The following is a 13,900-nucleotide window of genomic DNA, read 5'->3' as shown; positions in this document are numbered from 1 at the left end:
GTCGGTCAGAGTCGGCCGCGGGCGCGCGGGATGACCAGCGGTGTGCCGGTCTCGGGGTCCGGGATCACCCGGCAGGGCACCTGGAAGACCCGCTCGACCAGCCCCGCGTCCAGCACTTCGGCCGGCGGGCCCGCGGCGGCCAGCCGGCCCTCGTGCAGCACGACCAGGTGGTCGGCGTAGCGGGCGGCCTGGCCCAGGTCGTGCAGCACCATGACCACGGTGCGGCCGAGGTCCCGGTGCAGCCGGGCGACCAGGTCGAGCACGTCGAGCTGGTGGCGCAGGTCCAGGAAGGTGGTCGGCTCGTCCAGCAGCAGCAGTTCGGTGTCCTGCGCCAAGGTCAGTGCGATCCAGGCGCGTTGGCGCTGCCCGCCGGAGAGCTGGTCGACCGGCCGGTCGCGCAGCTCGGCGGTGCCGGTGCGCTCCAGCGCGGCTTCCACCGCCGCCTGGTCGGCGGCCGACCAGGGGCTGAGCAGCCGCTGGTGCGGGTAGCGGCCGAGCCGGACCAGCGCCTCGACGGTGATCGCCTCGGGCGTGACCGGCTGCTGCGGCAGCAGGCCGAGCCGCTTGGCCAGCGTCCGGGCGGGCATCCGGTGCAGGTCGGTGCCGTCCAGCGTGACGCTGCCGGCCGCCGGGTCGAGGAGGCGGGCCAGGCCGCGCAGCAGGGTCGACTTGCCGCAGGCGTTCGGGCCGACCACGGCGGTCACCGCGCCGCCGGGCAGCTCCAGGTCCAGGCCGTCCACGATCAGCCGGTCGGCGTAGCGCAGTCGCAGGCCGTGCGCGGCCAGCCGGTTGGGGCGCTCCGTCGCCGCGACGGTCGGGCTCGCGGGCAGGGTCATCGGGTACTCCGGTTCGTCACACGGCCCTGACGGATCATCAGGACCAGCAGCCAGGGGGCGCCGAGAGTGGCGGTCATCGCGCCGACCGGCAACCCCGCCACGGGCAGCAGGTGCAGCACGGTCAGGTCGGCGGCCAGCAGCAGGGTGCCGCCGAGCAGTCCGCAGAGCACCAGGGTCGCGGGGGTGGGCGGTCCGGCCAGGTAGCGCACCAGGTGCGGCACCGCCAGCGCCACGAAGCCGACCGGGCCGGTCAGCGCGGCGGCCAGCGAGGCCAGCGTGATGGCGAGCAGCAGCAGCCGGAGCCGGTCCCGGTCCGGGCGCAGGCCGAGCCCGCCCGCCGAGTCGTCGCCCAGGTCCAGCACCGCCACCCGGCGGTCCGCCAGCAATACGGCGGTCAGCGCCACCGCGATCGCGCCGCCGCCGGCCCAGACCTCGGTCCAGGTCCGCCCGTAGAGCGAGCCGGTGGTCCACTGCAGTGCGGTGGAGGCGAGTTCGGCCGGGAAGCGGACGATCATCAGGTTCACCGCCGCGGCCAGTGCGGACTGCACGGCGAGCCCGACCAGGACCAGTCGGCCCACTGCCGCCCGGGACCGCCAGGCGAACGCCCCGAGCAGCGCGGCGGCGACCAGGCCGCCGCCCAACGCGGCCAGCGGCACCAGCAGTTGGGACGCGCCCAGGGAGAGCAGCAGCACCGCACCGAAGGACGCGCCACCGGTCACCCCGACCACGTCCGGTGAGGCCAGCGGGTTGCGGAAGAGTCGCTGCAGCAGTGCCCCCGAGACGGCCAGACCGGCGCCCGCGATCAGTGCGGCGAGCACCCGGGGCGCCCGGAACTGCTGCACCACCAGGACATCGCCGCCGTCACCGAGCCCGACCAGCGCGCGCAGTGCGGTGAGCGGCGGGATCGACACCTCGCCGGTGCTCAGGCCGGTCGCCGTGAGCACGAGCAGCGCGGCGAGCGCGAGCAGGCAGAGCAGCAGGGTGCGGCGGCGGCGCAGCGCGGGAGCGGTGGCCGAGCGGAGCTGGAAGGTCATCGGGCGGCCTTCCGGGCGAGCACGGCGAGCAGCGGGGCGCCGAGGAACGCGGTGACGATGCCGACCTCCAGCTCGGAGGGCCGGATCACCAGCCGGCCCAGCACATCGGCGGCCAGCAGCAGGATCGGACCACCGATCAGGCAGCCGGGCAGCAGCACCCGGTGGTCGTTGCCGAGCAGCAGCCGGCACAGACGGGGTGCGGCCAGGCCGACGAACGCGATCGGACCGGCCACCGCCACCGCGCCGGCGGCCAGCAGCACCACGGCCAGCCCGGCGGTGGCCCGGATCCGCGCCACCGGTACGCCCAGCGCCTGCGCGGCCTCGTCGCCCAGTGCCAGCGCGTTGAGCGCGGGGGCGACGGCGATCGCCAGGACCAGCCCGAGCAGCAGCAACGGCAGTACGGGGGCGAGGACTTCGAGCCCGCGCCCGTCCAGCGAGCCGACCAGCCAGAACCGCGCCTCGTCCAGCGTGCGGCGGCTGGCGAGCATCAGCGCGGAGGTCCAGGAGGTGAGCACGGTGGCCAGCACCGTGCCGCCCAGCGCGAGCCGGGTCGGGTCGAGATCGCCGCTGCGCCGGGCCATCGCGTGCGCGGCACAGGCCGCCAGCGCCGCCCCGGCGACCGCGAACCAGACGTACTCGACCGGCCGGGTCAGCCGCAGCGCGTAGATCGCGGTGACCACGGCGAAGCTCGCCCCGGCGTTGACGCCCAGGGTGGTCGGCGAGGCCAGCGGGTTGCGGGTGGCGCCCTGGGCGATCGCCCCGGCCGCGCCGAGGGCCGCGCCGACCACCAGGCCGAGCACCGTGCGCGGCACCCGAAGACCCGTCACCACCTCGATGTCCGGGTCGCCGTGCCGGCCGCCGCCGAACAGCGCGTGGAGGACGGTCGGCAGCGGGACGGAGCGGGAGCCCAGCGCCAGGCTCAGCGCCAGGCAGAGGAGCAGGACGCCGAGACCGAGGCCGAGCAGGAGGGCCTGTCGGGTTGCCAAAGTCCGTGGTGCCGGGGCAGTTGAGGCCGGCAGGTCGATTCTGAGCACGGGATGGATATTAGGTTAGGCAACCCTAAGAAAGTCAAACTGTTGACCTTGGTAGCGCCCGGGCGTGCGACTCATGTATAAGGTGAGGCTTGCCTTAGTCGTATGCTATCGATCTGACGGGGAGTTCCGTGATGTCCGAGCTGCCGCCGCTGCTGGAGGCCTGCCGCCGGGTGGCCGAGTGCTGCCCGGCGCTGACTGTCCGGATGCTGGGGGCGGGCGAACCGGCACCCGGCCGGGACTGGGTCCCGGCGACGGACTTCGCGGACCGGATGCCGGAGCTGATCGCGGGGGAGGCGGGGCGGATCCGGGCGGAGCACGGCTGTGCGGTGCCGCCGCACGTCGCGGCGGCGCGGCTGCTGCACCACTACCTCTGGTCGGTCTGCCTGCTCGCCAGTGGACCCTGGTACCTGACGGGGCGGGTGCCGGAGTTGGGGCACGATCGGCTGTGGCTCGCCCCGCAGAGCGGGGAGCTGGCGTTCCGGCCCGGCAACGAGCTTGACGACGCGTCAGATCGTGCGACGTCAGGGGACGAACGGCTGCGCGCCGTGGTCGCCGCGCACGCGGCGCCGGTGCTGGCCGCCTTTCGACCGGTCGCCAAGCGCGGATCCCGGTCGCTGTGGGGGATGGTGACGGACGATCTGGTCTCGGGCCTGTGGTACCTGGGCCGGATGCTCGGCCGCGAGGAGGACGCGGTGGCGCGGGCCGAGCGACTGCTGCCCGGTGGGACCGGGCCGCTGCCCGGCGGTGCGCAGTTCCGCCGCCTGGCGGGCACGGCCGACCGCGAGCACCTGACCCGGACCCGGCTCGGCTGCTGCCTCTACTACGCGGTGCGCCCGGAGGACACCTGCCTGACCTGCCCGCGCACCTGCGACGCGGAGCGGGTGCGGCGCCTGGAGGAGTAGGCGGGCCCCGGGCGGATCCGGCGGCGCGAGTGCCGTGCCGGTCGCGAAGCGGCGCACCGAACGGGCGTGGCGCGGTGCGGAAGTCAGCTGCCCGGCAGGGCGGTCCGCAGTTGGGCGGCGAGCAACTCCGGCGCCTCGACCAAGGACGGCCCGTACCAGGTGAGATGGCGACCGCTCAGCAGTGCCACCGGGATCCCGGGAAAGGCCTCGGGTCCGTCCGTCGGGCCGAACCGGTACGGCTCGTCCGGCAGCACAACCAACTCCGGCTCACTGGCGAGCAGTTCGGGCAGCGGAATGGCCGGGTAACGGTCGGCGTGGTCCGCGTGGAGCTGGCGGACGCCCAGGCGGCGCAGCAGGTCACCGGCGAAGGTGTCCCGGCCGAGCACCATCCACGGGCGCCGCCAGATCGGAACGACCGCACTGCGCGGCCGAGTCGGCGTCGGCAGCTGCTGCCAGGCGGCCCGGGCCCGGGGCAGCCACGCGGGCCGGGAGAGCCCGCAGGCCTCGGTCAACAGGCGTTCGAGCGAGTCGAATGCGGCGTCCAGGGTGCGGATCTCCGTCACGTACACCGCGATTCCGGCCGCGCGCAGGGCGTCCAGGTCGGGCAGCCGGTTCTCCTCCTCGTTGGCGATCACCAGGTCGGGCGCGAGGGCGCGGATCGCGGCGAGGTCCGGGTTCTTGGTGCCCTTGACCCGGGTCACCGCCAACTCGGCCGGGTGGCTGCGCCAGTCGGTCGCGCCCACCAGCAGGCCCGGTGCGCTCACCGCGACCGCCTCGGTGAGGGACGGGACCAGCGAGACCACCCGGGTGACGGAGCCGACGCGCACGGGCCGGCCCTGGTCGTCGGCGACGGTGCGGGGCGTCATCGCCGCGCTCCGGTCGCGGCGCCGGGAGCCGTGGTGAAGACGCAGTCGCCGCACAGTCCGCCGCCCGGCACGCGGTAGTAGAGGCAGCAGGTGGTCCGCCGGAACGCGGGTGACCAGGTGCTGCTGCCCGCCAGCGGTTCGCGCGCCAGCAGCTGCCGGGCGACGGCCGCGACGGTGGCGTGCGCCGCGCCGGGCTGCCCGCGCAGCACCCGCAGCGTGCCGACCAGCGCGGAGGCGGCGTTGCCCCAGAGCAGCCGCTCCGCGACCGGGGTGATCGCCCGCACGGCCGTACCGAGTGGCGCGAGGTTGGCCAGCAGCACCTCGCGGTGCACCTGCTCGGCCGTCACGGGCCGCGCCGGTGCCCCCTGCGGGTACGGCACCCAGAGGTCGAGCGGGCCGTCCGCCGGCTGCCGCGCGTAGGCGCGGTCCGGATCGAGGTCGGGCAGCACGCCGCCGAACGCTACCGCGCCGAGCGCCACCGAGAGCAGCCGTGCCGCGATCCCGAACTGCACGCTCGAGGCGGCCACCCGTGCCTCGGGGGTGCGCAGCCGCTCGCCGACCAGCCGGATCCGCGCGGCGAGCGGTGCGTCCGGGCCGCTGCCGTCCCGCCCGGTCGCGTACAGCTCGCGCAGCGGGCGCAGGCCGTTCGGTGGCGGTGCGTCGGGGGTCGCGCCGACCTGGAGGGCGAAGAAGTACCCGAGCGCGTCGACAGCCCGCAGGGCCCGCAGGGCGTGCTGGTCTCTGGTCACGGCCCCTTTTCTACACCTGCGGGGGAGCCCACCGTGCCGCCGCCCGGTTCGGTCGGCCGGTGGCCGGGGCGAAAGCGCCGCCGGAAGCGGAGCAGGTCGGCCTCGGCGGGGAGGTACCCGGTCTCGCACCGCGCGGCAGGCCGTACGGCAGGGTGAAATACTTGAGAGCTCGGCGAGGAGGTGGTGGCGATGGCCAGACCCATCTGGACCGGCACGCTGAGTTTCGGGCTGGTCACCGTACCGGTGGGCCTGTACTCGGCGACCGAGGACCATTCCGTGCACTTCCGCCAGCTCCAGCGCGGCACCTCCGACCGGGTGCGCAACCAGCGGGTCAACGAGCGCACCGGCGAGGAGGTCGAGTACCGCGACGTGGTCAAGGGCTTCGAGCTGGCCGAGGGCGAGTACGTGGTGCTGGAGCCGGCCGAACTGGAGCAGATCTCGCCCGGCCGCTCCAAGTCGATCGAGATCAGCGGTTTCGTGGACCTGACCGAGGTCGACCCGATCTACTTCGACAAGACGTACTACCTCGGTCCGCGCGGCAAGGAGTACGCCCGCGTCTACGGTCTGCTGCACCGGGCCCTGGCGGAGACCAACCGCGCCGGGCTGGCCACCTTCGTGATGCGCGGCAAGCAGTACCTGGCGGCGGTCCGGGTGGAGGGCGAGGTGCTGGTGCTGCAGACCATGCACTACGCGCAGGAGGTGCGGGACCCGCACCAGGAGATCGACAACCTGCCGGAGCAGCCCGCCGAGCCCTCGGAGCGGGAACTGGCGGCGGCCCGCCAGCTGATCGAGATGCTCAGCTCCGAGTGGGACCCCTCGGAGTACCGCGACACCTACACCGAGCAGGTGCGCGAACTGGTCGAGGCGAAGCTGAACGGCCAGGAGGTGGTCAGCGCCGCGCCCGTGCCGGAGTCGACGAACGTGGTGGACCTGATGGCCGTCCTGGAACGCAGCCTCCAGCGGGCCGGCGGCGAGGACGGCGAGGGCGCCGAGGACGGCGAAGCCGACGGGACGCCGACCGCGAAGGCGGCGAAGAAGTCGGCTGGGAAGTCGGCTGGGAAGTCGGCCGGGAAGTCGGCTGCCGAGCCGGCCGAAACGCCGGCCGAACAGCCCGGCGACCTCGGTGAGCTGAGCAAGGCCGAGCTGTACCGGTTGGCGACCGAGCAGGGCGTCACAGGACGCTCCTCGATGACGCGTGACCAACTGCTGGAGGCGCTGCGGGACTTGCGGTCCGAACCGGCCAAGAAGCGCCGCCTGCGCGCGGTCTCCTGAGCCACCGCCACCGCCACCGCCACCGCCACCGCCACCGCCACCGCCACCGCCACCGCTGTCGCCGGCCCGGCTCACCCCGGCAGCGTGCCCGCCCGCGCCGGAGCGTGCACAGCCGCGTGCAGGTCGCCGGCCGACCGGACCCGCTCGGCGACCGCGTCGGCGGTGAAGACCAGCTGCTCGGCCCGGCGGCAGCCGGCCACCTCGGCCCACTCCAAGGGGGTCGAGACGGTGGGCTCCGGGCGGGCCCGGAGCGAGTACGCCGCCACCGTGGTCTTCGCGCTGTTGTTCTGCGACCAGTCCACGAAGACCCGCCCGGGGCGCAGCTGCTTGGCCATCTGGTCCACCACCAGGTCGGGCAGCGCCTGGCGCAGCCGCCGGGCCAGCGCGCGGGCGTACTGCGCGACCCGCGCGGCCGGGGTGTCGACCAGCGGCACGGTCAGGTGCAGGCCCTTGCTCCCGGTGGTCTTGGGCCAGCAGCGCAGCCCGTCGGCCGCCAGCAGCTCGCGCGCGGCCAGGGCCACCGCGCAGCACTCGACCACGCCGGCGCCCTCCCCGGGATCCAGGTCGATGATCAGCCGGTCATGGGTCGCCGGATCCTCACGCCACTGCGGGACGTGGAACTCCAAACACCCCAGGTTCGCCGCCCAGAGCAGGGTCGGCAGGTCGGCCACCACGGTCTGGCGCATCGTCTCCGCACGGTGGGTGACGTCCAGCGCGGTCACCCAGTCCGGTGCGCCCGGCGGCACCCGTTTGGCCCAGAAGCGCTGACCCTCGACGCCGTCCGGCAGCCGCAGGAAGCTGGCCGGGCGCCCGGCCAGGTGCGGGAGCATGGCGGGCGCGACCAGCGTGTAGTAGCGCAGCAGGGCGGCCTTGGTGAATCCGGTGCGGGGGTAGAGCACCCGGTCCAGGTGGGTCAGTCGCAGGCGGCGGCCGGCCACCTCGGTCACGGTCGCGGTGGGGTCGGGCATGCCCTGATGGTGGCAGCCCGTCCGGTGCCGGCCCGCTCCCGCCGGGGCCCGGCGCGTCGCGGGCGGCGCGGGCGCGGCTGTCCGATGATGGGCGGGTGACGGAGCCGACGGACCTGACGGAACCGATCGCGGCGCTGGAGCGGATCGCCTTCCTGCTGGAGCGGGAGCTGGCCTCCCCGTACCGGGTCCAGGCCTTCCGCAAGGCGGCCGCGACACTGCGCACGCACCGCGGTGAGCTGCCGCGCACCACGGCCGCGCTGGCCGCGCTGCCCGGCCTCGGGCCGGTCACCGCCGCCGTGGTCGCCGAGGCCCGCGCGGGCCGGCTGCCCGACTACCTCGCCGAGCTGGAGCAGCGCGCCCGCACCCCGCTGGCCGAACTGGACGGGCCGGGCACCGCGTTGCGCGCGGCCCTGCGCGGGGACTGCCACCTGCACTCCGACTGGTCGGACGGCGGCAGCCCGATCGAGCTGATGGCCCGCACCGCCCGCGACCTGGGCCACGACTGGGCGGTGCTCACCGACCACTCGCCGCGGCTGACCGTGGCACGCGGTCTGAGCGCCGACCGGCTGCGCGAACAGCTCGACGTGGTGGCCGAGTTGAACCAGCGGCTGGCACCGTTCCGGCTGCTCACCGGAATCGAGTGCGACATCCTGGACGACGGCTCGCTCGACCAGGAGGACGAGCTGCTGGCCGAGTTGGACGTGGTGGTCGCCTCGGTCCACTCCAAGTTGCGGATGGCGGCGGGGCCGATGACCAGGCGGCTGCTGGCCGCCGTCGGCAATCCGCTGGTCGACGTGCTGGGCCACTGCACCGGGCGGCTGCTCAGCGGCAAGCAGCGCCCGGAGTCCGAGTTCGACGCGGCGCGGGTGTTCGCGGCCTGCGCGGAGCACCGGACCGCCGTCGAGATCAACTGCCGCCCCGAGCGCCTGGATCCGCCAAGTCGGCTGCTGCGCCAGGCCGAACAGGCCGGCTGCCTCTTCGCCCTGGACACCGACGCGCACGCACCCGGCCAACTCACCTGGCAGGACTACGGCTGCGCCCGCGCCGCCGCTGCCGGGGTGCCGCCCGAGCGGGTGATCACCACCTGGACGGTGGACCAGCTGCTGGCCTGGACGCGCACCGGGCAGCGGCCGTAGCGGCGGTGGACGGCCCGCGCCGGCCGCCTCGTTGACACCCTGCCGATCCGGTCCTTAGCGTGGGCGCCTCGTCTACCGGCCAGTAGGGACAAGTATGGACGCGATCGGCAAGGACAGCGGCTCGACCGGCTCGACCGGCTCGGCCAACTCGCCCGGTCCGGAGGGTGACCCGGCCGGCCAGGCGAGCCGCTACGACCTGGTCCTCTTCGGCGCCACCGGCTTCACCGGGCAGCTGACCGCCGAGTACCTCGCGGACGCGGTGCCCGAGGGCTGCCGCTGGGCGCTGGCCGGCCGCAGCCTCGACAAGCTGACCGAGGTACGGCGTTCGCTCGCCGCCACCCGTCCCGCGCTCGCCGACCTGCCGCTGCTGGTCGCCGACGCCGCTGACCGGACGGCGCTGCGCGAGGTGGCCGGCGCGGCCCGGGTGGTGATCTCCACCGTCGGCCCCTACCTGCGGTTCGGTGAACCGCTGGTGGCCGCCTGCGCCGAGGCCGGCACCGACTACGTCGACCTGACCGGTGAGCCCGAGTTCGTGGACCGGATGTACACGCGGCACCACGAGCGAGCGAAGGCCAGCGGCGCCCGGCTGGTGCACTCCTGCGGGTTCGACTCGGTGCCGCACGACCTCGGCGCGCTCTTCACCGTGAACAGCCTGCCGGCCGACGCCAAGGACGCGCCGGTCACGGTGCGCGGCTTCGTCCGGGCCGGCGGCACCTTCTCCGGCGGTACCTTCGCCTCGGCGCTGACCGCGCTCTCCCGCCCGCGCGCCGCGGCCCAGGCCGCCCGCGAGCGGCGGGTCCTGGAGCAGCGCCCGGCCGGCCGGCGGATCCGCACCTCGCCGGACCGCCCGCGCCGCTCGAAGGACGCCCAGGCCTGGGCCTGGCCGCTGCCCACCATCGACCCGCAGGTGGTGGGCCGTTCGGCTGCCGCGCTGCCCGCCTACGGGCCCGACTTCCGCTACGGGCACTACGCCGCGATCAAGCGCCTGCCGATTGCCCTGGCCGGCAGCGCGGGCATCGCGCTGCTGCTCGCGGCGGCCCAGCTGCCGGCCCTGCGCCGGGGGCTGTCGGCGCTGCGCAAGCCCGGTGAGGGGCCGAGCGCGGCCGAGCGGGCGAAGTCCTGGTTCACCGTCAGGTTCGTCGCGCAGAGCGGCGGAGCGCGGATCTGGACCGAGGTCTCGGGCGGCGACCCCGGCTACACCGAGACGGCGAAGATGCTGGCCGAGTCCGCGCTCAGCCTCGCCTTCGACGATCTGCCGGTGACGGCGGGCCAGGTCACTCCGGCCGTCGCCATGGGGGAGGCGCTGATCGATCGGCTGCGGGCGGCCGGGATCCGGTTCACCGTCCTCGCCGAGCCGCCCGTCGGCCCGCCGCGCCGGGCGCGGTGACGCCGGGGGAGCGAACGGTTCGTCGGCTTCGGTGACCGATATCCGGTCGGCGCGCTCCGCGATTGTCAGTGCTCGGTGCCACCCTGGTGGCAACGGGTCGAACAGTTGCTCGGATGGGAGCGCAGCCATGGGAACCTGGGACATCGGTCCCTTCCACAACGACACCGCCGCGGACTTCTCCGGCCGATTGGACCGGGCCGGGCTCGCCGAGCGGCCGGGCCTGCTGCGGTCGGCGCTGGCGCGGGCGCTCGCCGCCGGCGGCTACCTGGAGATCGACGAGGCCCAGGAAGCGGTGGCCGCCGCGGCGCTGGTCGCCGCGCAGCGCCCCGGCGGCGAGCCGATCGATCCGGCCTATGCGCCGAGGGCCGCTATTCCGGTGCTCGGGGCGGAGTTCGGGGTGCTCGCGCTCCGCGCGCTGGAGCGGGTCGCCGGGCCGGGCAGCGAACTCGCCGAGCTGTGGGCGGACTCCGGTGAGGAGGACCGCTGGCGGCAGCGGCTGGCCGGGCTGCGCGCGGTGCTCGACGGGACGGTGAGCATGGACCGGGACGGCTGCTGACGAGGCGTCGGCCTGCGGCCGGGCAGCTCCGCGTACCGCCCGGCGGCGGGGTGGGTGCCCCGACCACCTGCTGCCGAACGCGACGCTCGCGAGCGCGCGATGCTCAGCGCGGTGCTCAGCGCGGTGGGGTGGGCGGCTGACCGAGGGCGACCGAAAGGGCATCGGCGGATAGTCTCTGCGGAGACTCGGCCGGCGGTCACGGAGGACTGGCCGCCTACGATGTCCGCCCTGGTCGAGCTCGCCGAGGTCGGCGATCAGTGACAGCGAGGAGAGCGGCGATGGCGAAGTCGGCGATGGCGAAGTCGGCCACGGACAGGGCGGCGACGGGGCACCCGGGCCTGGTGCTCTTCGACCTGGACAACACCCTGGTCGACCGCAGCGCGGCGCTGACCGCCTGGGCCGAGGAGTTCGCCGGGCAGTGGGGCCTGGGACCGGATGCCGTCGCGTGGTTGATCGAGCTGGACGGTGACGGGCTGCGGCCCAAGGCGGAGGTCTTCGCGGCGATCCGCGAGCGCTTCGCCCTGCCGACCCCGGTGGCGGAGCTGTGGGCGCAGTACCGGCGCCGGCACGCGGAGTTGATGCGTTGCGAACCGGCGGTGTCGGCGGGCCTGGTCCGGTTGCGGGCGGCGGGTTGGCGGATCGGCGTGGTGACCAACGGGACCAACGAGCAGCAGGTCGCGGCGCTCTGGCTGACCGGCCTGGCCGAGCTGGTGGACGGCTGGTGCGTCTCCGAGGCGGAGGGCCTGCGCAAGCCCGACCCGCGGATCTTCGCCCGCGCGGCCGAGCGCTGCGGCTACCCGGCAGCGGGCGCCGGGGAGCCGGTGGCGGCGACGGGTGCCGCCTGGATGGTCGGAGACAGCGTGCGCGCCGACATCGCCGGCGGGCACGCGGCGGGCCTGCGCACGGTGTGGATCCGCCGTGGACGGACCTGGCCCGCCCTGGAGCGGCGGCCGGAGCTGGTGGCCGACCACGTGGTCGAGGCGATCGGCGCGCTGCTCGGCGACTGATGCCGAGCGGCCGGCCGTGGTCGCCCCGGAAGCCGGACGGCCCTCAGCCGCGGGCCGGCTCGGTCGGCGTCAGCGGCCAGGACTTGAGGAGGGTTCGGGCGGTGCCGTTGTTGCCGAGCTGGTAGGCGGCGAAGGCGACCGGGTGGACGTCGAAGGCGTCGAACGGCTCGGCCTGCAGGGCCTTGAGGTGGTCGACGGTGTCGAGGCCGACGGTCAGGTGGGCGGTGTAGTTCGCCCCGGTCTGGTCGGGCACGTAGGCCTCGACCCAGTCCTTGGTGGTCCGGCTGATCGGCTGGTCGGGATCGGTGACGAACGCGGCGTCGGTGGCGCCGGATCCGGTGAACGGGGCCACTGCGGCCACCAGCGCGGCCTGGAGGTCGAGCACCTGCTGATTGGGCCGGACGCCGAGGACGGCGACGGCCTGGCCGGGCGGTCCCCACTGCTCCGAGTAGCTGATCCCGCCGACGTGGAAGGCCAACGACGCGGGGTCGATGGCGGCCAGCGTCCGCTCGACGGCCGCGTACGCCTCGTCGAGGTCGGCGGTGACCAGGTAGCGCTGGAGCAGGGTGATGTGCGGCAGGTGGGTGTCGTCCAGGGTGATCCCGGCGGCGAAGCTCAGCGGCATCCGCCGGTTCACCTCGCGCGCCCGCCCGATCGCGATGGCGTCCGGCTCGACCAGGATGTCGACGGCGGTCAGGTCACTCATCACTCATCACTGCTCCCGGTTCCGGTAGAGGGTGCTCCAGTCGTCCTTCATGCTCACGACCGTCCACCCGAGCTCCCCGGCCTTCGCCAGCGAGGCCTCGGCGGCGGCGGTGTACGCGAACTCGCGTTCGGCGTCGTCGTGGTTGATCAGCAGGGCGAACCGGGCCGCGCTGAGCATCTCGATGTCCACGTCGGCGTTGCCGCCGGCGAAGACGGGCAGGCGTCCGGTCCGGGCGAAGATGTGTTCCGGTTTGCCCGGGCCGAGGTCGAGGGTGCCGAGCAACTGCTCGCCGCGCACCATGCCGCCGTCGGTGTAGGTGTATTCGGCGGCCGAGCCGATGATGTTCTCCTTGTTGATCCCCCAGGTCTCCTCGGCGAACACCCGCATGAAGTCCCGACCCCCGCCGGAGCACACGAAGACCCGGAAACCGTTCGCCTTCAGCAGGTCGAACAGCTCCAGCATGGGCTGGTAGACGAGGTCCTGGTAGAGCACTCCGAGCTTCGGCTGCTTGACCGTCGCCAGCCATTCACGGACCTGGGCGTCGAACTCGGCCGGTGTGCTCCCCGCCCAGGACCGTGCGAACGCTTTCAGTAGCGACTCGATCACCTGTGGGTCCTGCGTCGCCACGCCGTGGAGGAACGACGGGTCCTTCTCGATCAGCGCCTTGTACGGCTGCCGGCCCGCCAGTGAAGGATCGGCTTTGACCTCCTCGGCCCAGTGCCGGAAGACGAAGTCGAACTGCGGCGGCAACGGCTGTTCGACCCATAACGTGCCGTCGTTGTCGAAGGTCGCGATCCGGTCGCCGGCTGGCACGAAGTCCGGCCCCTGCCTCGTCGCGCGGGTCACGAAGTCCAGGATCGCCGTCTTGGCCGTACCGTCCCGCCAACTCGCAAGCACTGTGTCAGTCAAGGCAGTTCCTCTCATCGCGGACGCCGACGCCGACCTTGGTCCGAATCGCACGCCTGCCAGGCGGACAACCTGAGATCCACTCTATTTCAATGGCTGACATGGCGGGCATAGCAGACATAGCGGATGTCCGGCGAGACGGGGGAGGTCATGCCGGAAGGGCTCGTTGCCGTCCCGGGCCCGGGCACTGCGGTGGCCGGTCGCGCGTTGACCAGAGCGGGCCGTCCGATGGGGCGGGAGTGTCGAGCAGGACGGGTGGTGGGTCGATGAGCAGCGCGGACAAGCCGTCCGAGCCGTTCGGCGGGCCCGGGAGCGAGCCGCCGACGCCGGACGACTGGGACGCGGTGTCGCTGGACGAGGCGTTCATCCGCTCGGCGCCGGTGGTCGAGCCCTCGGGTCGGGCGCGGATGCTGGCCGCGCGCTGGCGTCGGGAGCCACCGGAACCGCAGCCCTGGCGGTCCGACCGGCCGCCGGCCGGCTGGTTCTGGAGCCGGGTGCGCAAGGGGCGCTGGCGCCGCCGCTGACGCCGGAGGAGCGGGGC

Annotated in this window: 15 protein-coding genes; 7 read left to right on the top strand and 8 right to left on the bottom strand. The window is 74.3% G+C overall.

From position 1 onward, the window contains the following. Nucleotides 1-5: 5 nt before the first annotated feature. The 3 genes from OG403_RS04605 to OG403_RS04595 are packed head-to-tail and all read right to left on the bottom strand — an operon-like array spanning nt 6 to nt 2,856. Entirely contained in the window at nt 6-836 is an 831-nt protein-coding gene (locus tag OG403_RS04605; protein ID WP_329561628.1) for an ABC transporter ATP-binding protein, read from the bottom strand. Beyond that, nucleotides 833-1,870 (bottom strand): FecCD family ABC transporter permease, encoded by a 1,038-nt coding sequence (locus OG403_RS04600; protein WP_329561627.1) that lies wholly within the window; start codon nt 1,868-1,870, stop codon nt 833-835. Before OG403_RS04600 ends, OG403_RS04605 begins: the two co-directional genes overlap by 4 nt. Further along, nucleotides 1,867-2,856 carry a FecCD family ABC transporter permease gene (locus OG403_RS04595; RefSeq protein WP_329561626.1) on the bottom strand — a complete coding sequence of 330 codons (990 nt, stop codon included), beginning with the start codon at nt 2,854-2,856 and terminating at the stop codon, nt 1,867-1,869. Before OG403_RS04595 ends, OG403_RS04600 begins: the two co-directional genes overlap by 4 nt. Nucleotides 2,857-3,035: 179 nt before the next feature. Between OG403_RS04595 and OG403_RS04590 the strand changes: the two genes are divergently transcribed. After that, the gene (locus OG403_RS04590; RefSeq protein ID WP_329561625.1) at nt 3,036-3,806 is read left to right on the top strand and encodes a (2Fe-2S)-binding protein; all 771 of its coding nucleotides are present in this window, start codon (nt 3,036-3,038) and stop codon (nt 3,804-3,806) included. 83 nt (nt 3,807-3,889) lie between these two features. Here OG403_RS04590 and OG403_RS04585 read toward each other — a convergent pair whose 3' ends face one another. Together OG403_RS04585 and OG403_RS04580 are read right to left on the bottom strand one after the other, a co-directional pair. Then, a complete protein-coding gene (locus OG403_RS04585) occupies nt 3,890-4,672 on the bottom strand; it encodes a helical backbone metal receptor (protein WP_329561623.1) in 783 nt (260 codons plus the stop codon). Continuing rightward, nucleotides 4,669-5,421: a (2Fe-2S)-binding protein gene (locus OG403_RS04580; protein WP_329561621.1), complete on the bottom strand. Its 753-nt coding sequence runs from the start codon at nt 5,419-5,421 to the stop codon at nt 4,669-4,671. Before OG403_RS04580 ends, OG403_RS04585 begins: the two co-directional genes overlap by 4 nt. 189 nt (nt 5,422-5,610) lie before the next feature. Between OG403_RS04580 and ku the strand changes: the two genes are divergently transcribed. After that, a complete protein-coding gene (gene ku / locus OG403_RS04575; protein ID WP_329561620.1) occupies nt 5,611-6,693 on the top strand; it encodes a non-homologous end joining protein Ku in 1,083 nt (360 codons plus the stop codon). Between the two features lie 71 nt (nt 6,694-6,764). Here the strand turns inward: ku and ligD are convergent, their stop codons facing one another. After that, complete coding sequence (ligD, locus tag OG403_RS04570) at nt 6,765-7,661, bottom strand: non-homologous end-joining DNA ligase (RefSeq protein WP_329561619.1); 897 nt, start codon at nt 7,659-7,661, stop codon at nt 6,765-6,767. Nucleotides 7,662-7,756: 95 nt separating this feature from the next. Between ligD and OG403_RS04565 the strand changes: the two genes are divergently transcribed. The 4 genes from OG403_RS04565 (at nt 7,757) to OG403_RS04550 (ending at nt 11,747) form a co-directional block, all read left to right on the top strand. Continuing rightward, the gene (locus OG403_RS04565) at nt 7,757-8,797 is read left to right on the top strand and encodes a PHP domain-containing protein (protein WP_329561618.1); all 1,041 of its coding nucleotides are present in this window, start codon (nt 7,757-7,759) and stop codon (nt 8,795-8,797) included. Nucleotides 8,798-8,891: 94 nt separating this feature from the next. Next, a complete protein-coding gene (locus OG403_RS04560) occupies nt 8,892-10,184 on the top strand; it encodes a saccharopine dehydrogenase family protein (RefSeq protein ID WP_329561616.1) in 1,293 nt (430 codons plus the stop codon). Between the two features lie 127 nt (nt 10,185-10,311). Further along, the gene (locus OG403_RS04555; protein ID WP_329561614.1) at nt 10,312-10,740 is read left to right on the top strand and encodes a DUF4259 domain-containing protein; all 429 of its coding nucleotides are present in this window, start codon (nt 10,312-10,314) and stop codon (nt 10,738-10,740) included. 278 nt (nt 10,741-11,018) lie between these two features. Continuing rightward, on the top strand, nt 11,019-11,747 hold the full coding sequence (locus OG403_RS04550) for an HAD family hydrolase (RefSeq protein ID WP_329561612.1): 729 nt from the start codon (nt 11,019-11,021) through the stop codon (nt 11,745-11,747). A gap of 43 nt (nt 11,748-11,790) precedes the next feature. On the opposite strand, the gene OG403_RS04545 is transcribed toward OG403_RS04550, so the two are convergent. Together OG403_RS04545 and OG403_RS04540 are read right to left on the bottom strand one after the other, a co-directional pair. After that, complete coding sequence (locus OG403_RS04545; protein ID WP_329561610.1) at nt 11,791-12,453, bottom strand: 2'-5' RNA ligase family protein; 663 nt, start codon at nt 12,451-12,453, stop codon at nt 11,791-11,793. A 6-nt stretch (nt 12,454-12,459) separates the two neighbouring features. Then, complete coding sequence (locus tag OG403_RS04540) at nt 12,460-13,362, bottom strand: HAD family hydrolase (RefSeq protein ID WP_329561608.1); 903 nt, start codon at nt 13,360-13,362, stop codon at nt 12,460-12,462. Between the two features lie 263 nt (nt 13,363-13,625). Between OG403_RS04540 and OG403_RS04535 the strand changes: the two genes are divergently transcribed. Beyond that, nucleotides 13,626-13,883, top strand: coding sequence for an SGM_3592 family protein (locus OG403_RS04535; RefSeq protein ID WP_329561606.1), 258 nt, complete (start codon nt 13,626-13,628; stop codon nt 13,881-13,883). Nucleotides 13,884-13,900 lie beyond the last annotated feature (17 nt).

Source organism: Kitasatospora sp. NBC_01266, from assembly GCF_036242395.1.
Classification (GTDB): Bacteria; Actinomycetota; Actinomycetes; order Streptomycetales; family Streptomycetaceae; genus Kitasatospora.
Note: the sequence above shows the minus strand (reverse complement) of the source record. Positions and strands in the feature narration are given on the sequence as shown.